The organism is Pantoea sp. X-Soil-ISGK-421 (genome assembly GCF_059730785.1).
This window is the reverse complement of the sequence record NZ_AP035979.1, coordinates 3417808-3440745: the sequence shown is the minus strand read 5'-3', so window position 1 is coordinate 3440745 and position 22938 is coordinate 3417808. Positions and strand designations below refer to the sequence as shown.

Annotated in this window: 19 protein-coding genes; 16 read left to right on the top strand and 3 right to left on the bottom strand. The window is 54.5% G+C overall.

What is annotated here, in order from left to right:
• Positions 1 to 11: 11 nt before the first annotated feature.
• Positions 12 to 716, top strand: a complete 705-nt coding sequence (locus AC6I8K_RS15890; protein WP_483816177.1) for a proteasome-type protease — start codon at positions 12 to 14, stop codon at positions 714 to 716.
• 54 nt (positions 717 to 770) lie between these two features.
• On the opposite strand, the gene AC6I8K_RS15885 is transcribed toward AC6I8K_RS15890, so the two are convergent.
• Positions 771 to 1538, bottom strand: coding sequence for a capsular polysaccharide synthesis protein (locus tag AC6I8K_RS15885; RefSeq protein WP_497827053.1), 768 nt, complete (start codon positions 1536 to 1538; stop codon positions 771 to 773).
• Positions 1539 to 1739: 201 nt separating this feature from the next.
• The gene (locus AC6I8K_RS15880; protein WP_483816175.1) at positions 1740 to 2360 is read right to left on the bottom strand and encodes a response regulator; all 621 of its coding nucleotides are present in this window, start codon (positions 2358 to 2360) and stop codon (positions 1740 to 1742) included.
• 273 nt (positions 2361 to 2633) lie between these two features.
• On the opposite strand from AC6I8K_RS15880, the gene olsF reads away from it, so the two are divergent.
• From olsF to AC6I8K_RS15855, 5 genes are all read left to right on the top strand, one after another.
• The gene (gene olsF, locus AC6I8K_RS15875) at positions 2634 to 4334 is read left to right on the top strand and encodes a bifunctional ornithine lipid synthase OlsF (RefSeq protein ID WP_483816174.1); all 1701 of its coding nucleotides are present in this window, start codon (positions 2634 to 2636) and stop codon (positions 4332 to 4334) included.
• A 149-nt stretch (positions 4335 to 4483) separates the two neighbouring features.
• Positions 4484 to 5551, top strand: a complete 1068-nt coding sequence (locus tag AC6I8K_RS15870) for an ABC transporter ATP-binding protein (RefSeq protein WP_497827052.1) — start codon at positions 4484 to 4486, stop codon at positions 5549 to 5551.
• A 25-nt stretch (positions 5552 to 5576) separates the two neighbouring features.
• The gene (locus AC6I8K_RS15865) at positions 5577 to 6566 is read left to right on the top strand and encodes an ABC transporter substrate-binding protein (RefSeq protein ID WP_497827051.1); all 990 of its coding nucleotides are present in this window, start codon (positions 5577 to 5579) and stop codon (positions 6564 to 6566) included.
• 2 nt (positions 6567 to 6568) lie between these two features.
• Positions 6569 to 8311: an ABC transporter permease gene (locus AC6I8K_RS15860; RefSeq protein ID WP_483816171.1), complete on the top strand. Its 1743-nt coding sequence runs from the start codon at positions 6569 to 6571 to the stop codon at positions 8309 to 8311.
• Between the two features lie 201 nt (positions 8312 to 8512).
• Positions 8513 to 11356 carry an EAL domain-containing protein gene (locus AC6I8K_RS15855; protein WP_497827257.1) on the top strand — a complete coding sequence of 948 codons (2844 nt, stop codon included), beginning with the start codon at positions 8513 to 8515 and terminating at the stop codon, positions 11354 to 11356.
• Positions 11357 to 11480: 124 nt separating this feature from the next.
• Here AC6I8K_RS15855 and ftnA read toward each other — a convergent pair whose 3' ends face one another.
• The gene (gene ftnA, locus AC6I8K_RS15850; protein WP_064738523.1) at positions 11481 to 11990 is read right to left on the bottom strand and encodes a non-heme ferritin; all 510 of its coding nucleotides are present in this window, start codon (positions 11988 to 11990) and stop codon (positions 11481 to 11483) included.
• A 238-nt stretch (positions 11991 to 12228) separates the two neighbouring features.
• Here ftnA and AC6I8K_RS15845 point away from each other — a divergent pair, with 238 nt between their 5' ends.
• From AC6I8K_RS15845 to deoD, 10 genes are all read left to right on the top strand, one after another.
• A complete protein-coding gene (locus tag AC6I8K_RS15845; RefSeq protein WP_064738524.1) occupies positions 12229 to 13332 on the top strand; it encodes a M20 peptidase aminoacylase family protein in 1104 nt (367 codons plus the stop codon).
• A gap of 268 nt (positions 13333 to 13600) precedes the next feature.
• Positions 13601 to 15190 (top strand): peptide chain release factor 3, encoded by a 1590-nt coding sequence (gene prfC / locus AC6I8K_RS15840; protein WP_483816170.1) that lies wholly within the window; start codon positions 13601 to 13603, stop codon positions 15188 to 15190.
• A gap of 262 nt (positions 15191 to 15452) precedes the next feature.
• Positions 15453 to 16067, top strand: a complete 615-nt coding sequence (osmY, locus tag AC6I8K_RS15835) for a molecular chaperone OsmY (protein WP_064738526.1) — start codon at positions 15453 to 15455, stop codon at positions 16065 to 16067.
• 93 nt (positions 16068 to 16160) lie between these two features.
• Positions 16161 to 16322 carry a DUF1328 domain-containing protein gene (locus AC6I8K_RS15830; RefSeq protein WP_007893192.1) on the top strand — a complete coding sequence of 54 codons (162 nt, stop codon included), beginning with the start codon at positions 16161 to 16163 and terminating at the stop codon, positions 16320 to 16322.
• Between the two features lie 174 nt (positions 16323 to 16496).
• Entirely contained in the window at positions 16497 to 17549 is a 1053-nt protein-coding gene (locus tag AC6I8K_RS15825) for a patatin-like phospholipase family protein (RefSeq protein ID WP_483816169.1), read from the top strand.
• Positions 17546 to 18325, top strand: coding sequence for a TatD family hydrolase (locus tag AC6I8K_RS15820; protein ID WP_483816168.1), 780 nt, complete (start codon positions 17546 to 17548; stop codon positions 18323 to 18325). The genes AC6I8K_RS15825 and AC6I8K_RS15820 overlap by 4 nt, the downstream gene beginning before the upstream one ends.
• 290 nt (positions 18326 to 18615) lie before the next feature.
• Positions 18616 to 19395, top strand: coding sequence for a deoxyribose-phosphate aldolase (deoC, locus tag AC6I8K_RS15815; RefSeq protein ID WP_064738529.1), 780 nt, complete (start codon positions 18616 to 18618; stop codon positions 19393 to 19395).
• Between the two features lie 92 nt (positions 19396 to 19487).
• Entirely contained in the window at positions 19488 to 20810 is a 1323-nt protein-coding gene (gene deoA, locus AC6I8K_RS15810; RefSeq protein ID WP_497827050.1) for a thymidine phosphorylase, read from the top strand.
• A gap of 94 nt (positions 20811 to 20904) precedes the next feature.
• Positions 20905 to 22128, top strand: a complete 1224-nt coding sequence (gene deoB / locus AC6I8K_RS15805) for a phosphopentomutase (RefSeq protein ID WP_064738531.1) — start codon at positions 20905 to 20907, stop codon at positions 22126 to 22128.
• A 33-nt stretch (positions 22129 to 22161) separates the two neighbouring features.
• Entirely contained in the window at positions 22162 to 22875 is a 714-nt protein-coding gene (gene deoD / locus AC6I8K_RS15800; protein WP_483816166.1) for a purine-nucleoside phosphorylase, read from the top strand.
• Positions 22876 to 22938: the final 63 nt, after the last annotated feature.

The following is a 22938-nucleotide window of genomic DNA, read 5'->3' as shown; positions in this document are numbered from 1 at the left end:
CAGGCGTAACTATGACTTATTGTGTGGCAATGCGTTTATCGTCAGGGATGATTTTTGTATCCGATTCGCGGACCAATGCGGGCGTCGATCATATTTCCTCATTCCGTAAATTGCATGTGTTTCAGGTAGATGATGAACGTACGCTGGTACTGCAAAGTGCTGGCAATCTGGCCACTACGCAGAGCGTGCTGAGCCTGCTGCGACGTAATAACGGTGATGATGACCAGCCCAATTTGCTGAATCAACGATCGCTGTATGACATTGCACTGATGGTGGGTGAAACGCTGCGCGAAGTGATTAAGCGCGATGGTGAGGAGTTTGGCGGCACGCTGCTGCTGGGCGGACAGATTCGTGGCGAGGAGCCGCGGCTGTTCCAAATCTATCCGCAGGGCAACTTCATCGAAGCCAGCGTCGATACGCCGTATTTCCAGATTGGTGAAAGTAAATACGGCAAACCGATCATTGACCGCGTGCTGCGCTACGAAACGCCGCTTAGCCAGGCGATGCAGTGCGCCTTGATTTCGATGGATTCCACGCTGGCGAGCAATATTTCAGTCGGTTTACCGCTCGATGTAATGGTGTATCGCACGGACAGTTTCAGCGACAGCGAGCAATATCACATCACTGAGCAGCATCCGTATTATTCACAAATTCGTCAGCTGTGGAGCAAAGGGTTGCTGAGCGTATTTTCCCAACTGCCGCCGTTGCAGTTGTAAGTGATAGGCAGCGTGTAAGTGTCAAGAGATAATGATGTGCAACATAAGTTCAAGCTAGCTATTCGCTTCTATTAGGATGTAAGGAAGTAAAAAATCGTTTTTTATGTTTTTTATAGCATTCTCACTTAACGATTTGAAATTAGCTGGCGTCCATGAATTGTGAAGCGAAATAATCCCACATTTGCACTTTGCCAATTCGCTTGAAAAATCCCTGGTGGCATCTGGCATGAAATAGTATGACCAATAGCGCTCCCAGGGCTCTTTTTCAGGCTGCGAAAACTCTAAAATATTCCCTGCTTCAGTTGCGTCAACTATATGAAACTGCTCATCAAAATCGCCACTTTGTATCAGTGGATCAAGGATGCCATTGCCAACATAGTCCCAGGAAATTCCACCACTGGGATTTTTTAAACGGTTCAAAATTTCGGCAAACCATGCAGCGGTGAGCTTATTACGTTTATTCGCGGATAAAACAGCCAGATGAACAGACTTTAACGATGGATAGCCAAATGCAGTCAGCTTATCCGTTTTACCGAAAGGCATATCATTAATGTTTCGAGTGATGATGGTATCGGAGTCAATAAATAGACCACCGAACATTGTCAGTACCCAAGCCGAGACGATGTCTGATTGCATTGCCAGAGAGAATTTAAAAAATATGGGGGGTAAGATCTTTTTAGGGATGAATTCATAAATGTTTTTATGATTGATGGTGATGATTTCAAGGTTGGGGGTGTTGTTCAACCAACTCTTTCTGCACAACTCAAGGTAAGCCGGCTTGTCGTGGCCAGGAAGGTCAACCCAATAGGTATAAACAATCATGTTTTTTCTCCAGTCTGATAGATACAACACTGGCGACACAGAGTGAAAAAACTTAAGGGGAAAATGTTATCCTGGCACAACCCGAAAAATAATCATGATTTCCATGATGCAAAACAACTTTTTATGGAGTAAGCCATCAGTATTATTGGCTTTAACGACATAAGGCTTGAATAGGATGCGCAATGCCGCGCACCCGAGTCATTACACCAATTCGTTCAGTTTCGCTGTCATATTAATTCCGCTAATCCCTTTCAATCCTAACTTGCGTAGGATTTTTATTTTATAGGTACTCACGGTTTTACTGCTGAGCTGCAATTGTGAAGCAATTTCTTTATTAGTCATTCCAGAAGCCAGCTTGACCAATACAATCAATTCACGGCGAGTCAAACTCATCAATTTCTCACTCTCAATCAATTCTCCACTGTCAGCGGCAGCATGCGTAATCGGATAAAAACGGTTACCGCGTTCCACTTCTTTTATTGCGGTAATCAGGGTATCCAGATCCCCACGCTTGTAGACATAGCCTTCAACGCCTAATTGCAGGCAACAGCGTTGATAAAAAAGGCTTTCTGATGCGGTAAATACGATGATTTTCTGTTCTGGAAGCGCACGTTTAATATCCGCTATCAGTGGAATGCCTGCCCGGCCGGGCATAGTAAGATCGAGGAGTACAACGTCTGGACGCATTTGGTGTAGCTCGGTAATCAGCATTTCTCCTTTCTGTGCAATACCAACAATTGAATAGTGATAAGAATCTAATAGTGCCTGAATACCCGCACAGATTAACGGATGGTCATCAACAATAAATACCGTATGAATCATATGTGTAGTCCAGAAAAAAAGAAAAAACTCAAGGGCATAAAGACCCATAAAAGAAACACAACACAGAGGTGTGACCAGATTAATTCATGGGGCTTAACAATATGATTTAAGCTATGTCTTGAATTTGCGGATTTAAGGTCAATTGTTTTTCTTCATGCGTAAGAACAAAGCGGCGTCCTGCTTTATCTGATATTGCAGCGCCACAGTCATAAATCTGAAAACAAGCCGTTTTAACGTCGAGGCGATAAATCGCTGCGTATAAAAAGGTGAATAATGTTTTCAGTTGATCAGCTTCTCGATACTTACTGGCCAGGTCACCAACCGGCGGACTGGCAAAAAAGCGTCCTGAAATGGGTGGTGCGCGAGCATGAATTCCAGGCCTTTGCTGCCCGCTATCGCCACCTCAAAGGTGTGGATATGGTGGAGCAGGTGCTGGAGCATCTCGATGTGCGCTGTGAACTGAGCGAGCGCGATTTGGAGCAGATCCCCACGCGCGGGCCGGTGGTGATTGCGGCTAACCATCCGCTCGGTGCGCTGGATGGTTTGGCGCTGCTGGCCGCAGTTTCACAGGTGCGGCGCGATGTGAAAATCGTTGCCAACCGTATGTTGATGATGCTGGAGCCGATTAACAGCATGATGTTGCCGGTGGATAACATGAGCAACCGCACCAGCCGCGAACAGCTCACGCGGATGCAGCAGCACCTGGATAATCAAGGCGTGCTGATCATCTTCCCGGCAGGTGAAGTGTCGCGCCTGTCCAGCCGTGGCGTGCGCGATCGTCACTGGCATCACAGTTTCCTGCGTCTCGCCGCCCGCGCCCGCGCGCCTATCGTGCCAGTACATGTGGTGGGGCGTAACAGCCTGGCGTTCTACGCGGCGGCAAAAATTGCCTCACCGCTGGCGCTGCTGATGCTGGTCCGCGAGATGTTTCGCCAGCGCGGTGCGCGCATCAAGCTGCACATCGGTGAGCAAATCCCCTTTGCCAATTGGCATGATGGCCACACACCCGGCAAGGAGCTGGCGAAGCGGCTGCGCAAACATCTTTATCGTATTGGTCAGGGACGGCGTGGCTTGTTTCAGACCGCAGCGGCGATTGCACGCCCGGAAGATCGCGCCGAGCTAAAAAAAGCCCTGATGGAGAGCGAGCGACTCGGCACATTGCCGGATGGCAAGCAGATCTACCTGTGGCGACGCAACGGCGCCAGTTGGGTGCCGCTGCTACGTGAGCTTGGTCGTTTACGTGAAGTGGCATTTCGCGCGGTGGGCGAGGGCAGCGGTCGTCGTCGCGATCTGGATAAATACGATGACGATTATTATCACCTGATTCTGTGGGATGACGATGCATTGGAGATCGTTGGTGCTTATCGCTTCATTCCAGGGGCTGAACAGCTGGCGCGCCGTGGGCTGGAAGGTATTTACAGCGACAGCCTGTTCCACTACGACGAGCGCATGTTGCCGATCATCAATCAGGGGCTGGAGCTGGGACGTAGCTTTATTCAGCCTGCCTATTGGGGCAAACGTGGCCTCGATTACCTGTGGATGGGCATTGGCGCTTACCTCGCTAAATATCCCGAAACACGCTACCTGTTTGGTCCGGTATCGATTTCTGGCGGCATGCCGCTGGCCGCGCGCGATCTGCTGGTGGCGTTTTATCGCCTCTATTTCCCAACCGAACTGCCGCTGGCGACCTCGCGTCGCCCTTATCCGGCCTCGCTGCCAGAAGTGCTGGCACAGTTTACCGGCGATAACTACAGCGAAGATTTGCGGCGTCTGAAACATCTGCTGGCGAATCTCGGCACCGCTATTCCCACGCTCTACAAACAATATTCCGAGGTGTGCGAGCCGGGCGGCGTGCAGTTTATCGATTTCGGCAGCGATCCCGATTTCAATCACTGTATCGATGGTTTGGTGCTGGTGGATCTCACGCGGGTGAAGCCTGCGCGTTATGAGCGCTATATCGGGATGCATTTGTGATCCGGTCGCCATAAATGGCGACCCTACGACGAGGGGGCAGGGATCGTATTTTGTAGGGGCGCCATTTATGGCGACCGGGCTCAATGTCATGGAATCGTCATCACAGTGTCGTAGGGTCTTAGCCGGACTGTTAGCGAAAGGCCAGAAACATGGCATCAATCACACTGCGCGGGCTGTGCAAATCCTTTGTGGCGCAGCCGGTATTGCAAGACATCTCGCTGCAGATTGCGCAGGGAGAATTTATCGCCGTGTTGGGCCCGTCGGGTTGCGGTAAAACCACGTTGCTGCGCCTGCTGGCCGGTTTTGAAACCGCCGATGCCGGGGAAATTCACGTGGGCGACCGCTGCTTTGCCGCGCCAGGCGTGCATCTGCCGCCGGAAGATCGTCAGCTTGGCGTGGTGTTTCAGAGCTACGCGCTGTGGCCGCATATGACGGTGGCGGAAAATGTCTCCTACAGCCTGAAGGTCAACGGCGTGGTGCGTGCTGAACGTGAGCGTCGTACGCAGCAGGCGCTGGAGCTGGTAGGGTTGGAAGCCTTCGCCACACGCCGTCCGGCCGATCTCTCCGGTGGCCAGCGTCAACGTGTGGCACTGGCGCGCTGTTTAGTGGCGCAGCCGACGTTAGTGTTGCTTGATGAGCCGCTAGCCAACCTCGATGTCCACCTGCGTGCCACCATGGAAGAAGAGTTCCGCCGCTTCCATCACCATAGCTACGCGACCTTACTCTACATCACCCACGATCAGCATGAAGCGATGGCACTGGCCGATCGCATCGTGGTGATGGATGCCGGACGCGTGATGCAGTTTGCCACGCCGCAAACGCTGTGGCGCGAACCGGCAAATGCCATGGTCGCGCGATTTATTGACGACGGCAAAGTGCTGCCGATCAGCGATATCGAACCGCTGGGCGCAGGCCGTGCTAATGCCACGCTTTGCGGCCTGCGGGTGCCATTACGCTGCGCACCGCATCAGCGCCCGCAGCCGCAGGCGCAAGCCAGTTTTCATGCGGTAGATTTTCGCCTGGCCGCACCGGGTGAACCGCAGTTTGCTGTGCGCGTGCAGCGGGTGATTTATCGCGGCGGCCATCATCAACTCAATGTCACGCCGTTGCTGGCGCCTGAATACAGCATCACGCTGCTGCTGGCCGATCAACCGTTACCCGTTGTCGACGCCACGCTGGGCGTGGCGCTGCGCGACGGCTGGATTCTTCCTTCTTAACGTTCAAATACTTCAGGGAAATGCTATGCGTACGTCATTCAACGTTGTGATGTTAGCCAGTGGTTTACTTCTTTCAGCCGCAAGCCAGGCTGACGAGGCGCCAGCGGGAAAATTAGTGGTCTATACCTCGCAGGCGCCAGAAATTGCCCAGCAAACCATGGATGCGTTTAAAGCCGCCAATCCCAATGTGCAGGTCGAGTGGACGCGCAACGGCACCACGCAGTTAATGAACGTGCTGCGCACCGAAATGATGAGCGGCGAGGCTAAGCCGGATGTACTGCTGATTGCCGACGCCATTAACCTCGGTGCGCTGAAAAATGAAAACCACCTCTACAGTTACAGCGATGCGCCACTCAGCCACATCAATCCGTCGTTCTACGACAAAGACAAAACCTTCTTTGGTACCAAAATCATCGCCACGGTGATCGCTTACAATACCCAGCACGCACAGCCGATTGATAGCTGGAACGCGCTGGCGGTAGAGGCCAACAAAGGGCAGATTGCGGTGCCAAGCCCGCTTTACTCCGGCGCGGCGCTCTACAAGCTACACACCGATATCAACACGCCGTCGATTGGCTGGCACTTTTACCAGAATCTGGCGGCCATCGGCATAGCGCCGCAAGGCGGCAACGGCCCGGCGCTGAAAGCGGTGGCGAGCGGGCTGGATAAATACGGCATCATCACCGATGCCGACGTGATTCTGGCGAAGAAGAAGGGATCACCGGTGGATCTGGTCTATCCGCAAGAGGGCGTGTCGTACGTCACCGAACCGGTTGCCATCATGAAAACCGCGCACAACCTGCCGGCCGCCAAAGCCTTCGTCAACTTTATGCTCTCTGAGGCAGGCCAGAAGCTGGTGGTCGAGCAGGGCAATCGTCCGGTGGATGACCGCGTCGCAGCACCGGCAGGCTTCACGCCGATTAATCAAATCAAGCTGCTGTCGCCGGACGTGGCGAAAGCGATCAAAGAAGATGCGGCGGTGCGCGATCGGTTCACCGCGCTGTTTGGCGGCTAAGCATGAGTGTAGTGAGCAATGAATGGCGTAGCGCGGCGCGCGGCGGTAAACGTTTCCGTTTCAACAGCGAACGGCTGGTTTTGACGCTGATGGTGCTGCTGATTGGTTTGTTGTCGGTGGCACCGCTGACGCGGCTGGCGTGGACCGCCATCGCGCCGCAAGGCGTGCCGGACATGGCGCGCTTAACGCGCCTGTTGGTGAGCGATCGCGTGTTGATCGCCAGCGGTAATACCTTGCTTATCGCGCTTAGCTCGACCTTGATTTCGGTGGTGCTGGGCACCGCCGCCGCGTGGCTGGTGGCGCTTAGCGATCTACGCGCCAAAACCGCTTGGGTGTTTGCGTTCATCCTGCCGCTGATGATTCCGCCACAGGTGACGGCACTGGCCTGGCTGCAGGCGCTGGCACCAGGCAGTCCGCTGGCGCTGCTGTTCGCCACACTCGGATTGCCGTGGTTTGCGCCGGGCGAACAGCCGCTCTACTCGTTAACCGGCATTGTGCTACTGCTCGGCACGCACAATGCGCCTTTGGTCTTTCTCACCGTGCGCGCGGGCTTGCGCCGTTTACCTGCCGATTTGGTGGAAGCGGCGCAGGCCAGCGGTGCGTCACGCGCGCGCATACTGTTCACCATTGTGCTGCCGTTGGCGCGCCCGGCGATTTTTGCCGGTGCCGCGCTGACCTTTGTCGCGGCGGCAGGCAACTTCGGCATTCAGGCGATGCTGGGGATTCCGGCGCGCGTGCCAACGCTGATCACGCTGGTGTATCAACAGCTGAATGGCATTGGCCCGAGCGCGCTGCCGAATACCGCGGTGTATGCGTTATTGATTGCAGTGATTACGCTGGTGGGTATGGCGGCCAGCGCCTGGTTGGGCGGATGCCATGATGTGCGCGTCAATGGCGCACCGCGCTTGTGGCAGCAATCGCTGGGTCGCGGTCGCGTGGCGATTGAAGGCGTCGCCTGGCTGTGGATGGCGCTGACCTTGCTGTTACCGCTGAGCGCGCTGCTGATCACTGCGCTCACCAGCGGTTTTGGCCAGGCGCTCAGCTGGCAAACGCTGACGCTGGAGAACTTTCGCGCAGCGTTGTGGGGCTATCCGGCGGTGCGACAGGCGTTTGTTACCAGCCTTGGATTAACCACGCTGGCGGCAATGATTCTGACGATCTGCGCGCTGTTTCTCGCCTACTTCCTCAGCTGGCGTCGCACGAAGCTGGTGCGTGGACTGTGGTTAGCGAGTGAACTGACCTACGCGCTGCCAGGCATTGTCACCGGTGTGGCGGCGATGCTGTTTTTCCTGCGCCCGCTGCCGATCGTCAATGTCTCGCTCTACGGCACGGTGTGGATCATCCTTGCCGCCTATCTGGCGAACTTCCTCGCGCTGGTACTGCGCCCAACGCTGGCCGGGTTTGCCCAGCTCGAGCCGGCATTAGATGAAGCCGCACGCTTGTGTGGCGCCGGTTTTCTGCGCCGCATGCGCGATATTTTGCTGCCGCTGGCGGCGCCGTCCGCGCTGGCGGGCAGCGTTCTGGTGTTTCTCACCGCACTGAATGAAATCCAGGTTTCGGTACTGCTGGTCACCTCGCAAACGCAAACCATCGGACCGACCATTGTGTTTCTCGATGAAGGCGGATCCGCTTCGCTGGCTGCTGCAGTAGGCTGCCTGATGATCGTGGTGGTTTGCTTATTAATGGCCATTGCAACACGTCTGACCCGACGCCTGCCGCACGGCATTCTGCCGTGGCAAGCGTAACGCGCATCACCGTCAACGTATGATGATGGGTTAAGTATCCCGCTGAACATTTTCTCGCCATTGCCGATAACTGACCTACCAACATTTGTCTGTGGACGAATAGCGCTTGTCAGCGCTGCGTATTTGCGCTTAAGTCTGCAGGATAATTAAGAATTTTCTTAATTTTGTCGACGATACCAGGCCAGCAATAGGCGAATAATGATGAATAATAACTCTGACGTCATGTACCGATTATTGGTGCAGAGCGTAGTGGATTACGCCATTTACATGCTCAAACCCGATGGCACCGTGGCCAACTGGAACGCGGGAGCACAGCGCGCCAAAGGTTACACGCCCGATGAGATCGTGGGGAAAAATTTTGCACTGTTCTACAGCGAAGACGATCGTAAAAACGGTGCGCCACAGCGCGGACTGTCGATAGCGACAGCCACCGGGCGCTTTGAAACAGAAGGGTGGCGATACCGCAAAGATGGCAGCGCATTTTGGGCGCATGTTGTCATTGATGCGATACGCGATGAGTTTGGCGAGCTGTTAGGCTTTGCCAAAATCACCCGCGACTGCACCGAGCAGCAGGAACAGCAACGCAAACAGCGCGAGCAGGAACAGCGTTTCCGTATGCTGGTGGAAGGCGTCAGCGATTACGCCATCTACATGCTCGATCTGGACGGCAACGTCGAAAATTGGAACGTAGGCGCACAGCGCGCGAAAGGCTACGTGGCCGAAGAAATCGTTGGGCAGCACTTCTCGCGTTTCTACAGCGCGCAGGATCGGAAAAACCATATCCCGGAAAAAAACCTCTCTACCGCCTTTAAAACCGGCCGTTTCGAAGATGAAGGTTACCGTTATCGGAAAGATGGCAGCGCGTTTTGGGCACATGTCATCATTGATGCGATTCGTGATGATTCTGGCAAGCTGATCGGCTATGCCAAAATCACCCGTGATTGCACCGAGCAGCAGGCGCTGCTGCGCAAACAACACGAGCAGGAGAAAAACTTCCGTCTGTTGGTGGAAGGCGTGCGCGATTACGCCATTTATATGCTGGATGTGCAGGGCCGCGTGGTGAACTGGAATTTTGGTGCCCAGCGCGCCAAAGGCTATATTGCTGACGAGATTATCGGTCAGCATTTCTCGGTGTTTTACAGTTCAGCCGAGCGAAATGCCAACATGCCTGAAGCGAATCTGGGCATTGCATTAAAAACCGGTCGTTTCGAAGATGAAGGCTGGCGCTACCGCAAAGATGGTTCGGCATTTTGGGCGCACGTGGTCATTGAGGCGATTTATGATGAAACCGGCATATTGATTGGTTTCGCCAAAATCACCCGCGATGTCACCGAACGTCGTGAAAACGAACAGCAGTTGTTGCGCGCGCGGGATTTGGCGCAGTCGCAAAGTGCCAAAATGTCCGAGCTTTCGGGCTTCCTCGATACCATTATCAGCAATATTCCCTCATGTGTGATTGTCGAAGACGCCATCAGCCGGGAAATTTTGATGGTGAATGACAAAGCTGAGCAACTGTTCGGCATCAATAAAGCGCTGATCATGCATAAACGCCCGCACGAATGTATGTCGGCGGAACTGGGTGATTACTTCAACAGCCTGGCGGATGTGGCGCTGCGCAGCGAAGGCATTCATTCGCGCGAACAGCTGCTGCTAACGGCGGGCGGCGAGCGCATTCTGCATACGCGCGCCACCACCATCAGCGGCAAAGATATGCGGCAAAACTACGTGATGCTGATCGTCGAGGACGTGACCGATCAGCGAGAAGCCGATGCACGCATCCGGCATATGGCGCATCACGATAATCTCACCAGCCTGCCAAACCGCGTGCTGTTCCGCCAGAAGCTGAGTGAAGCGCTGCGCGTTGACAGCCACGCCAGTCAAGTTAGCGCCACGCTGTGTCTTGATCTCGACAACTTTAAAAACGTCAACGATGCGCTCGGCCATCAGATTGGTGATGAGCTGCTGCGCGTGGTGGCAAAACGCCTGCGCAGTGTGCTGCGCGATCACGATACGCTGGCGCGTATTGGCGGCGATGAGTTTGCTATTGTATTGCCCAACGTGCGCAGCGCGGATGAAGCGGCAGTCGTCGCACAGCGGCTGATTGAGGCGATTCGCCCGCCGATTAATGTTGAAGGGCATAATTTGTCGGTGGGCTTAAGCGTCGGGATTGCATTGACGTCGCAAGCCACCAATACGCCGGAACATATGCTGCGCTGTGCGGATATGGCGCTGTACGAAGCCAAACGCAACGGGCGCAATCGCTTTGAACACTTCACGCTGGAGATGGACGATCAGGCGCGCAGTCGTCGTGTGATTGAGAACGATCTGCGTGAGGCGATCACTGGCCGACAGCTCAAGCTTTACTATCAGCCGATCACCGATGAGAAGGGCATTATTGGCTACGAAGCGTTGATGCGCTGGCATCACCCGATTAAAGGGCTGATTATGCCAAACGATTTCATCCCGATCGCTGAAGAGACGGGGTTAATCCATATGCTCGGTGCTTATGCGTTATATGAGGCCTGCCGCGAAGCGCAAAGCTGGAATACGCAACAATCGGTCTCGGTCAACCTGTCGCCGCTGCAGTTCAAAAATAGCTCGCTGGTGTCGGTGGTTGAAGGGGCGCTGCGTGAATCGGGACTCGCGCCACATCGACTGGAAGTGGAGATCACCGAATCAGTGCTGCTGGACGATACGCTCGGCAATATCCGCACGCTGCAAAGCCTGAAAACCCTCGGCGTGCAGATTGCGCTGGATGACTTTGGCACCGGTTACTCATCGCTCAGCTATCTGCGTTCGTTCCCGTTCGACAAAATCAAAATCGACAAGTCGTTCATCAACGATATGGGCGACAGCCGCGAGGCGCTGGCGATTATCCGCGCCATCACCGGCATGAGCCGCAGCCTCGATATTCAGATCACCGCCGAAGGCGTGGAGAGCAGCGAGCAGTATGCCAAGCTGCGCGAAGAGGGCTGTACGCTGTTCCAGGGCTATTTCTTTGGTCGTCCGCAGCCATCGGAATTGCGGTTGAAAGCGTTGGAGTAAGATCGCGTCGCTACAGATTCGTGCAGGTATTGTAGCGGCACAATTTATTGCGCAGTGCCGAAAACAGCCATAAAAAAACGCCCGATAGCGGGCGTTATTTAATTTGCTGTGTGTAATCTTATTTTTATGATGCGCCGTGGCCGTCGACGGTCATGTGACCCAAATCTTTATCGACCAGGAACAGGCCTTCGCCTTTGTTGCCTACCAGCGCCAGTTTATCCAGCACGGTTTTGAACAATTTCTCTTCTTCATGCTGCTCTGCCACATACCACTGCAGGAAGTTGAAGGTTGGGTAATCTTGCGAAGTCAGCGCCGAGTGAACCAGTTCATTGATTTTGCTGGTGATCAGCTGCTCGTGCTTCAGCGCATCTTCCAATACGTCGTTCAGCGAATTCCAGCTAATCGGCGGCGCGGCAATCGAACCCAGTACCGGCATCGCGCCAGTATCGCTCAGGTATTCGAACAGACGCTGCATGTGCTCCATCTCTTCGCGTGAATGCATTTTCAGGAACGAGCACGCGCCTTCGAAGCCTTTATCGCTGCACCAGGCGCTCATCTGCAGATACAGGTTGGCAGAGAAGAACTCCAGGTTCAGTTGATCGTTTAATCGAGAGGTCATTTCAGCAGTTAACATGGCTGATTCCTTTTTAATTTATAAGGTGAAGTACGGCGAATTATGCATCAATCTATACTTTTTTGTGAAGGGTTTTTCGCAAAAAGGTTGAATTTATCTTATTGATTGTAAATGGAATTATTCCACTTGTTGAATGCGAAGAGTTCTCATGTTTGACTAATTTTCATTCACGCTGGATTGATTATAGCTGCACATCGGGCGATGCTGAGGCTTGCCTTTACTTGTCAGGAGCTTAGCGGTGTCGAACGTCTTAGAGCATTACCATTATCTGCATGAAATCCCTGAACTGGGTTTTCAGGAATTCAAAACCTCCGCTTATATTGCCGATCAGTTGGAAAGCGCCGGCATTAAGGTCACGCGCGGCATCAATAACACCACCGGCATTGTGGCGGAAATCGACAGCGGCGTGCCCGGTCCGGTGCTGGCGCTGCGTGCGGATATGGATGCGCTCGGCCACATCATTAACGGCGAGCCCTGTGCGCGCCACACCTGCGGTCACGATGGCCATTCGTCAGTGGTGCTGACGGCGGCGCAAGAGCTGCTGAAAGAGGGCGCGATCAAGAAAGGGCGACTTAAGCTGCTGTTCCAGCCGGCAGAAGAATTGGGTGCCGGTGCGCTGGCGATGATTGAGGGCGGCGCGCTGGAGGATGTGGAGATGATTCTCGGCTTCCATGTGCGGCCGCTGGAAGAGTGCCATGTAGGTCAGGCGACGCCTGCGGTGATCTATTCTGCCTGTAGCACGCTGGAAGCCACCATCAAAGGTGCTCCCGCGCATGCGGCGCGGCCGCATTTGGGTGTCAACGCGCTGGATGCGGCGGTGCAAGCGGTGCAGGCCGTCAACGCCATCCATCTGCCGCCGGGTTTAACCTGGAGCGTCAAAGCCACGCGCTTCCTGTGCGATGCGGGCGTGACTAATTCGGTGCCGGATGAAGCGCGCGTGGTGTGGGATCTGCGGTCGCAGGAAAACGCGCCAATGGATGTGCTGAAAGAGAAGGTGACGCTGGCGATTCAGCACAGCGTGGCGGCGCTAGGTGCCACGGCTGATGTGGTGGTGCTGAAAGAGATGCCAGCGGCCGAGATTCATGAGGAAGCTACCGCCGTGATTCGCGCGGCGATTGTCGATGTGCTGGGCGAAGAGGGTTTGCTGGATACCAAAACCACGCCGGGCAGCGAAGATTTCTTCTATTATCCGGTGAAAAATCCGCAGGTGAAAGCCGGGTTTTGGGGATTGGGAACCAATCTGGTACCGGGGCTGCATCATCCTGAGATGCGCTTTGAGCTGAGCGCACTGGAGATTGGCGTGAAGATCTTCAAAGCGGCAGTGGTGAGGGTTTTAGGCTGAAATGTGAGTCGGTCGCCATCAATGGCGACCCTACAACGGCAATCCCTCAGCCCTGTTACCTGACGATTTCCCCCCTCGGCGAAATATTGTATGCTATGCCGCCTCAATACTGACGGGATTCAGGACTGCCGCCAATGTAGATCGCGCACCTCTTGCTGTGAACCGACGCCATTGCGTCACCATTGGTCGCGTTTTCCCGCGGAATGACCCCGAAACGATTTATTCGCAGCGCGCCGCCCGCGTGTTGCCCTTGAAGAAGAATTCACTCATGTCTATTGCTCCCTTTTTAGAAGAAGTGGCGCGCCGTCGTACCTTTGCGATCATCTCGCACCCGGACGCCGGTAAAACCACAATTACCGAAAAAGTGCTGCTGTTCGGGCAGGCGATTCAAACCGCCGGTACCGTCAAAGGCCGTGGCTCCAACCAGCACGCGAAATCTGACTGGATGGAAATGGAGAAACAACGCGGTATCTCCATCACCACCTCGGTAATGCAATTCCCGTATCGCGATAGCCTCGTGAACCTGTTGGATACCCCAGGACACGAAGACTTCTCCGAAGATACTTACCGTACGCTGACGGCGGTCGACTGCTGCCTGATGGTGATCGACGCCGCGAAAGGTGTCGAAGATCGTACTCGTAAGCTGATGGAAGTTACGCGCCTGCGTGATACGCCGATCATCACCTTTATGAACAAACTCGACCGTGACATCCGCGATCCTATGGAACTGCTGGATGAAGTAGAGAGTGAGCTGAAGATCGCCTGCGCACCTATTACCTGGCCGATTGGCTGCGGCAAGCTGTTCAAAGGCGTTTATCACCTCTACAACGACGAAACTTATCTGTATCAAACCGGTAAGGGCCACACCATTCAGGAAGTGCGCATCGTTAAAGGTCTGGCAAATCCAGAGCTGGATGCGGCGGTAGGCGAAGATCTGGCGCAGCAGCTGCGCGATGAGCTGGAGCTGGTGCAGGGCGCTTCGCACGAATTCGATCAAGAGCTGTTCCTGAGCGGTGAAATCACCCCGGTATTCTTCGGCACCGCACTAGGTAACTTTGGCGTCGATCATATGCTGGATGGCCTGGTTTCCTGGGCACCGCGTCCAATGCCGCGCAATACCGACACGCGTCTGGTGGAAGCAAAAGAAGAAAAATTCAGCGGCTTCGTGTTTAAGATCCAGGCAAACATGGACCCGAAACACCGCGACCGCGTCGCCTTTATGCGCGTGGTGTCCGGCAAGTACGAAAAAGGCATGAAGCTGCGTCAGGTGCGCACCGGTAAAGACGTGGTGATTTCTGACGCGCTGACCTTTATGGCCGGTGACCGTTCTCACGTTGAAGAAGCATATCCGGGCGACATTATTGGTCTGCACAACCACGGCACCATTCAGATTGGCGACACCTTTACCCAAGGTGAAAACATGAAGTTCACCGGCATTCCGAACTTCGCGCCAGAGCTGTTCCGTCGCATTCGTTTACGCGATCCACTGAAGCAGAAACAGCTGCTGAAAGGGCTGGTTCAGCTGTCTGAAGAGGGCGCGGTGCAGGTGTTCCGCCCGGTGCATAACAACGATCTGATCGTTGGCGCAGTCGGTGTGCTGCAGTTCGAAGTGGTGGTGGCGCGCCTGAAAAGCGAATACAACGTTGAAGCGATTTACGAAGCCATCAACGTCTCAACCGCGCGTTGGGTTGAGTGTGATGATGCGAAAAAATTCGATGATTTCCAGCGTAAAAATGAAGTGAACCTGGCGCTCGATGGCGGTGACAATCTCACTTATATCGCGCCAACCATGGTGAACCTCAACATCACCCAGGAACGCTATCCTGACGTGAGATTCCGCAAAACGCGCGAGCACTAATCGGCGTTATCGGTAGGGCCTGTGATTTTCACTGGCCCTTTTTTTATGTGTTACAGACTCCTCCTAATTCCGCTATATTTTTCTCTTTTTGGCGATATATCAACCACAAGAGCCAGCAAAAGCTGTAATCCCTACTACTATTATCCTGTCGGACGAGAAAAGAGACCTTTCGGGTTTCATTACGTCCAGTAACTCAGCAACGCCGTTCGTTGCTGGCGCATCCGCAAAAACGGATGAGTTAACTGATAGAAGGATGATATCGATGAATAAGACTAAGATTGCCAAAACCCTGATTGCTGCCCTGGCGGGTTCTGCTCTGCTGAGCGGTGCTGCGTTTGCAGATGAATCAATGTCGCAGAAAGCACAGCAAACCTCCGACAGCGCGGGTGCGAAAATCGATAGCTCTATGAAAAAAGTCGATGGTTATATGGATGACAGCGGCATCACTGCTAAAGCCAAAGCGGCGCTGGTGGATGATGAAGCGATTAAAAGCACGGATATCTCCGTCAAAACGCATGATGGCGTAGTGACCTTGAGCGGCTTCGTCGCTTCTCAGGATCAGGCTGAAAAAGCCGTCGCGCTAGTGCAGAAAGTCGAAGGTGTGAAATCCGTCAGTGACAAACTACACGTTAAAGACAGCAAAAATGCTTCGTTGAAGGGTTATGCGGGCGATACCGCCACCACCAGCGAAATTAAAGCTAAGCTTCTAGCAGATGACATCGTGCCATCGCGCAACGTTAAGGTGGAAACCACCGATGGCGTGGTGCAGTTATCTGGGGACGTGGCGAACCAGGCACAGTCTGATCGTGCTGAGAAAATCGCCAAAGCCATTGAAGGCGTGAAAAGCGTGAAGAATGACCTGAAGGTGAAGTCTTAACGCGAGCGATTCGGCATCATCTGATGCCGATTCGTAATAAAAACAAAGGTGTAAATAAGCAGTTCGATTTTCACAATGGTAAAGGAGAGGCTTATGTTTCGTTGGGGTATTATCTTTCTGGTCATCGCTCTGATTGCTGCAGCATTAGGTTTCGGCGGTCTGGCGGGTACGGCAGCATGGGCAGCTAAAATTGTCTTCATTGTCGGTATTATTCTGTTCCTCGTGAGCCTGTTTACCGGGCGCAAACGACCCTGACTAATGGCGTCATAGACGTCAACCCGCGAGTCATCTAAAGCGGAGACCAGTCATTTGCGGCATACTGTGGAGCCGCAACGATTGCTGAGGCAATTGGTCAGGGAACGACAATGATTGGTTCTCCGGGATGTTGCCTAAGGCGACTCCCTCAGAGCAAACACTGAGGGACATCCATTGGGAACGCGTATTCCACTGACATTAGGTTCATTTGAACCACTAGCATTAACCCCTTTCAAATCCAATAAAATCGCCTTAGTGTGCGAAGGCGGCGGCCAACGCGGCATCTTTACCGCAGGTGTGCTGGATGAGTTCCAACGTGCAGGCTTTAATCCCTTTCAACTGTTGCTCGGCACGTCTGCCGGGGCGCAAAATTTGTCAGCTTTTGTTTGTGGCCAACCTGGCTACGCAAGACGCGTAATTTCCCGTTACACCACCAGCAAACTGTTTTTTGATCCGCTACGATTCGTGCGCGGCGGGCACCTTATCGATCTCGATTGGCTGATTGATATCACCAAAAATGAGTTTCCGCTGGCGCTCAATACCGCTGAAGGGTTGTTTGCCAAAGGCAGCGAGTTCTATATGTGCGCCTGCCGCAGCGACGATTACCGCGCTGAATACTTCAATCCGACCAGCACCAACTGGCATGACATCATTAAAGCCTCAAGTGCGATTCCCGGCTTCTACCGCAGCGGCGTGAAGATGGACGGCGTGAGTTATCTTGATGGTGGCATCAGCGATGCGATTCCGGTGCGCGAAGCCGCGCGCCGTGGCGCGGATACCATTGTGGTGATCCGTACCGTGCCATCGCAGATGTCCTACACGCCGAAATGGTTTAAACGCATGGAGCGCTTTTTGTCCGATAGCGCATTGCAGCCGATGATCAACATCCTGCATCAGCATGAAGAGAGCTATCGCGAGATTCAGCAGTATATCGAGCAGCCGCCGGATAACCTGCGCATCATCGAAATTTGTCCGCCGAAGCCGCTGGCGAGCATGGCGCTCGGCAGCCGCTTGTCATCGCTGAATCAGGATTACCATTTAGGCCGCCGCAGCGGGCGCTATTTCCTCGCCACGCTCGGTCAATGGTTGAGTGATGCCGAGCCGCTGGTTATCCCAACGACGGTAATGCCGCCGGCAGCGGTGGCCAACGAACCGGATAATCGTGCGCTGATTACGCCCGCTCTGGCGGAGAACGATGCAGATTTTGATAAAGGTTCGCTGGCATGAAGTTTATCGATACACATTGCCACTTTGATTTCCCCCCCTTTGTTGACGACGCGCCTGCTAGCATTGCGCGCGCTGCGCAGGCGGGCGTGGAATGCATCATTGTACCGAGCGTGGATGCCAGCCGTTTTGAGCGGGTGACAGAACTGGCGCAGCAGTATCCGGCGCTGTATGCCGCGCTCGGCCTGCATCCGATCAATATTTCAGCGCATCAGGAAGATGCGCACCTTGATCAATTAGAGCGCTGGCTGAAAAAGCCAGATAGCAAACGCGTGGCGATTGGCGAGATCGGACTCGATCTCTACATGGAGGATGCGCAATTCGCTAAACAGACGCGGCTGCTGGATAAGCAGCTCAGGCTGGCGAAGCAATACGATCTGCCGGTGATCCTGCATTCGCGGCGCACCCACGACCAGTTAGCTATGCATCTGCGTCGTCACGATCTGCCGCGCCGTGGCGTGGTACACGGCTTTGCCGGCAGCCAGCAGCAGGCGGAGCGTTTTATCCAGCTCGGTTATGCGATTGGCGTTGGTGGCACCATCACCTATGAACGCGCCAGTAAAACCCGTCATACCATTGCCAATCTGCCGCTAAATGCCCTTTTACTGGAAACCGACGCGCCCGATATGCCGCTGCAAGGTTTTCAGGGCCAGCCCAATCGCCCGGAACGTGCGCGCAACGTGTTTGACGTGCTGTGTCAGCTGCGCAGCGAATCCCCCGACGTGATTGCCGACGCGCTGTGGCAAAACAGCCTGCGCCTGTTTGCGATCCCGGTCTGATTCTCCCCCGACAGATTCTGCATTTACGCTGCCTTACGCCTGATTAACTACATTGATAGAGCGTAAAGTACACTTTTGCGCCCATTTTTGTGATAATAATAACAATGACATTTCAGGCGACTCCCGGCTTGAATTGGGGTTATTTGTGATTGATGTCACTAAATAACTGTATTTTAATGACCAGTTTTCTTTTCTGTGTGACGTAAGACGCAATTTATTGTCACGATTATTGTTAGGATTATCACATTCCCGGTGGGTTGTGCCCGCCGATCTGAATTTTGGAGAGCATCATGACCGACCTGAAAGCAGCAGCACAGCGCGCATTGCAACTGATGGATTTAACCACCCTGAACGAAGACGACACCGATGAGAAGGTGATCGCGCTGTGCCGTCAGGCGAAATCCCCTGCCGGTAACACCGCGGCCATCTGCATCTATCCGCGGTTCATTCCTGCGGCACGTAAAGCGCTGCGCGAACAAGGCACGCCGGAAATCCGCATTGCTACCGTCACCAACTTCCCGCACGGCAACGATGACATCGAGATCGCGCTGGCCGAAACCCGCGCGGCCATCGCCTACGGTGCCGACGAAGTCGACGTGGTGTTCCCGTATCGTGCGCTGATTGCCGGCAATCGTGAGATCGGCTTTGAGCTGGTGAAAGCCTGTAAAGAAGCCTGCGCCGCGGCGAACGTGCTGCTGAAAGTGATCATCGAAAGCGGTGAGCTGAAAGACGAAGCGCTGATTCGTGCGGCTTCGGAAATCGCTATCGATGCGGGCGCAGATTTCATTAAAACCTCAACCGGTAAAGTGCCGGTCAACGCCACGCCAGAAGTGGCGGCGATCATGATGCAAGTTATCCGTGATAAAGGCGTTAAGCAGCAGGTCGGCTTCAAACCGGCTGGCGGTGTGCGTACCGCTGAAGACGCGGCGCTGTATCTGCAACTGGCGGATGACCTTCTGGGCGAAGGCTGGGCGGATGCGCGTCATTTCCGCTTTGGCGCATCTAGCTTGCTGGCAAGCCTGCTCAATACGCTGGGTCACGAAACCGCGACCAGCAAAGCGGGCTACTAATCCTCGCCGTTATCTTTCCGGTGCGCATGAATGCGCACCCTACGTTGTAAGGTCGTCATTTATGGCGACCTTCTCATTCCAGGGAGGCAACCGTGTTCCTGCCACAAGAAATTATTCGTAAAAAACGCGATGGACAGGCGCTGAGTGAAGCGGAGATTCGCTTCTTTATCAATGGCGTGCGCGACAATAGCGTGTCGGAAGGTCAAATCGCCGCGCTGGCGATGACCATCTATTTCCATGATATGACGCTCGACGAGCGCGTGGCGTTGACCATGGCAATGCGCGATTCGGGCACGGTGCTGAACTGGAAATCGCTGAATCTCAACGGCCCGATTGTCGATAAACACTCCACTGGCGGCGTTGGCGATGTGACCTCGCTGATGCTCGGCCCGATGGTGGCAGCGTGCGGCGGTTATGTGCCGATGATCTCCGGGCGCGGTCTCGGCCACACCGGCGGCACGCTGGATAAACTGGAAGCGATTCCTGGCTTCGATATCTTCCCGAGTGACGATCGTTTCCGCCAGATTATTAAAGACGTCGGCGTCGCGATTATCGGCCAGACCAACTCGCTGGCGCCGGCCGACAAACGTTTCTACGCCACGCGCGATATCACTGCCACCGTGGATTCGATTCCACTGATCACCGCCTCGATCCTCGCTAAAAAACTGGCGGAAGGATTGGATGCGCTGGTGATGGACGTCAAGGTGGGGTCCGGCGCCTTTATGCCGACCTTCGAAGCCTCAGAAAATCTGGCGCAGGCGATTGTTGGCGTAGCGAACGGCGCCGGTTGCAAAACCACCGCACTGCTCACCGACATGAATCAGGTGCTGGCGTCCACCGCCGGAAATGCGCTGGAAGTGCGTGAAGCGGTGCAGTTCCTGACAGGGGCTGCCCGTAATCCGCGCCTGCTGGAAGTAACGATGGCGCTGTGTTCGGAAATGCTGATCTCCGGCAAACTGGCCGAGAACGACGCCGATGCGCGCAAAAAGCTGCAGCAAGTGCTGGATAACGGCAAAGCCGCCGAGGTATTTGCTCGCATGGTCGCAGCGCAAAATGGTCCGGTCGATTTCATTGAGCGCATGGACAGCTATTTGCCTGCGCCAACCCTGAGCAAGGCGGTTTACGCCGATCGTGCCGGTATTGTTAGCGCAATGGATACGCGTGCGCTCGGCATGGCGGTGGTTTCGCTCGGCGGAGGCCGTCAGCGCGCCAGCGACAGCATCGATTACAGCGTGGGCCTGAGCGAGATGACCACGCTGGGCACGCAGGTTGACGCGCAGCGTCCGCTGGCGATTATTCACGCCGCGTCGGAAGCGCAGTGGCAACAGGCCGCCGCTGCCGTTAAAGCCGCCATCACGCTGAGCGACAGCGCACCAGCAATCACGCCGGTGGTTTATCGTCGCGTCAGTGAATAACTGGCGCTTCTTCGTGCCAGGCAGCGGCCGTTCGGGTATACTGATCTGATCGCTTTTTTTTGACTTGTCATCGCGCATTGCGCAGGAGACTTGCATGAAACGTGCTTTTATTATGGTTCTCGACTCCTTCGGGATCGGCTCCAGCAAAGACGCCGATAAATTCGGTGATGAAGGATCGGACACGCTCGGCCATATCGCCGAAGCCTGTTTCGAAGGCCGCGCCAATGTTGGTCGCGAAGGCCCGCTGCACTTACCTAACCTGACCAAACTGGGACTCGGCAAAGCGGCTGAACTCTCCACCGGTCGTTTCCCGCCAGGCCTCGATCCCAACGCGGAAATCATCGGTGCGTACGCTTACGCCAGCGAATTATCGTCGGGTAAAGATACGCCGTCAGGCCATTGGGAAATCGCCGGCGTGCCGGTGCTGTTTGATTGGGGCTACTTCAGCGACAAAGAGAACAGCTTCCCGCAAGAGCTGCTGGATATTCTGGTGAAACGTGCCGATCTGCCGGGTTATCTTGGCAACTGTCACTCTTCAGGAACGGTTATTCTCGACCAGCTCGGCGAAGAGCACATGAAATCCGGTAAGCCGATTTTCTATACCTCGGCGGATTCGGTGTTCCAGATTGCCTGTCACGAAGAGACCTTTGGCCTCGATCGTCTGTACGAACTGTGCGAAATCGCCCGTGAAGAGCTGACGAAAGGTGGCTATAACATTGGTCGCGTGATCGCGCGTCCGTTCGTTGGCGACAAAGCGGGCAACTTCGAGCGTACCGGCAACCGCCACGATCTGGCGGTGGAACCGCCTTCAGCGACCATGCTGAAGAAACTGGTTGATGAGAAGGGCGGTGAAGTGATTTCGGTGGGTAAAATTGCCGATATCTACGCCGAACAGGGCATCACGCAGAAGGTGAAAGCCACCGGTTTAGACGCGCTGTTCAACGCCACCATCGAGCAGATGAAGAAAGCACCCGATACCTCGATTGTGTTCACTAACTTCGTTGATTTTGACTCAACGTGGGGACATCGTCGTGATATCGCCGGTTACGCGGGCGGACTGGAGCTGTTCGATCGTCGCTTACCAGAGCTGATGGAACTGGTGAAAGAGGGGGATATTTTGATCCTCACCGCCGATCACGGCTGCGATCCCAGCTGGGAAGGTACTGAACACACGCGTGAGCACATTCCGATTCTGATCTACGGCCCAAATGTGAAGCCAGGATCGCTGGGATACCGCGATACCTTTGCCGATATCGGCCAGACCATCGCAAACTATTTTGGCCTGTCCAGCATGGACTACGGCAAGAGCATGCTGTAAAACAGCGCCCCAAATTTAATAAGGAAAATAACCATGGCAACGCCTCATATTAATGCAGAAATGGGTGATTTCGCGGACGTCGTGCTGATGCCGGGCGATCCGCTGCGCGCTAAGCACATCGCTGAAACCTTCCTCGAGGATGTGGTGGAAGTGAACAACGTGCGCGGCATGCTCGGTTTCACCGGGACCTATAAAGGCCGTAAGATTTCGGTAATGGGTCACGGCATGGGCATTCCATCCTGCTCGATCTACACCAAAGAGCTGATCACCGATTTCGGCGTGAAGAAAATCATCCGTGTGGGTTCATGTGGCGCAGTGCGCGCAGACGTGAAACTGCGTGATGTGGTGATTGGTATGGGTGCCTGCACCGATTCCAAAGTGAACCGCATGCGTTTCAAGGATCATGACTTTGCCGCGATTGCTGACTTCGACATGGTGCGTAATGCGGTTGATGCGGCGAAAGCGCTGGGCGTTGATGCGCGCGTCGGTAACATCTTCTCCGCCGATCTGTTCTATACGCCAGATCCGCAGATGTTCGACGTGATGGAGAAGTACGGCATTCTGGGCGTGGAAATGGAAGCGGCCGGAATTTACGGTGTGGCCGCCGAGTTTGGTGCGAAAGCGCTGACTATCTGTACCGTGTCAGATCACATCCGCACCCACGAGCAAACCACCGCGGCGGAACGCCAGACCACCTTCAACGATATGATTAAGATCGCGCTGGAGTCAGTGCTGCTCGGCGATTAATTTCGACCCTTGCTGCGCATATTAACCAGGGCGGCATAAATGCCGCCCCTACAATCAACGTAG

Excerpts from the sequence above, each read along its gene's own strand:
- AC6I8K_RS15890 (WP_483816177.1), top strand. The coding sequence starts at position 12 with ATGACTTATTGTGTGGCAATGCGTTTATCGTCAGGGATGATTTTTGTA.
- AC6I8K_RS15885 (WP_497827053.1), bottom strand. The coding sequence starts at position 1,538 with ATGATTGTTTATACCTATTGGGTTGACCTTCCTGGCCACGACAAGCCG.
- AC6I8K_RS15880 (WP_483816175.1), bottom strand. The coding sequence starts at position 2,360 with ATGATTCATACGGTATTTATTGTTGATGACCATCCGTTAATCTGTGCG.
- olsF (WP_483816174.1), top strand. The coding sequence starts at position 2,634 with ATGTTTTCAGTTGATCAGCTTCTCGATACTTACTGGCCAGGTCACCAA.
- AC6I8K_RS15870 (WP_497827052.1), top strand. The coding sequence starts at position 4,484 with ATGGCATCAATCACACTGCGCGGGCTGTGCAAATCCTTTGTGGCGCAG.
- AC6I8K_RS15865 (WP_497827051.1), top strand. The coding sequence starts at position 5,577 with ATGCGTACGTCATTCAACGTTGTGATGTTAGCCAGTGGTTTACTTCTT.
- AC6I8K_RS15860 (WP_483816171.1), top strand. The coding sequence starts at position 6,569 with ATGAGTGTAGTGAGCAATGAATGGCGTAGCGCGGCGCGCGGCGGTAAA.
- AC6I8K_RS15855 (WP_497827257.1), top strand. The coding sequence starts at position 8,513 with ATGAATAATAACTCTGACGTCATGTACCGATTATTGGTGCAGAGCGTA.
- ftnA (WP_064738523.1), bottom strand. The coding sequence starts at position 11,990 with ATGTTAACTGCTGAAATGACCTCTCGATTAAACGATCAACTGAACCTG.
- prfC (WP_483816170.1), top strand. The coding sequence starts at position 13,601 with ATGTCTATTGCTCCCTTTTTAGAAGAAGTGGCGCGCCGTCGTACCTTT.
- osmY (WP_064738526.1), top strand. The coding sequence starts at position 15,453 with ATGAATAAGACTAAGATTGCCAAAACCCTGATTGCTGCCCTGGCGGGT.
- AC6I8K_RS15830 (WP_007893192.1), top strand. The coding sequence starts at position 16,161 with ATGTTTCGTTGGGGTATTATCTTTCTGGTCATCGCTCTGATTGCTGCA.
- AC6I8K_RS15820 (WP_483816168.1), top strand. The coding sequence starts at position 17,546 with ATGAAGTTTATCGATACACATTGCCACTTTGATTTCCCCCCCTTTGTT.
- deoC (WP_064738529.1), top strand. The coding sequence starts at position 18,616 with ATGACCGACCTGAAAGCAGCAGCACAGCGCGCATTGCAACTGATGGAT.
- deoB (WP_064738531.1), top strand. The coding sequence starts at position 20,905 with ATGAAACGTGCTTTTATTATGGTTCTCGACTCCTTCGGGATCGGCTCC.
- deoD (WP_483816166.1), top strand. The coding sequence starts at position 22,162 with ATGGCAACGCCTCATATTAATGCAGAAATGGGTGATTTCGCGGACGTC.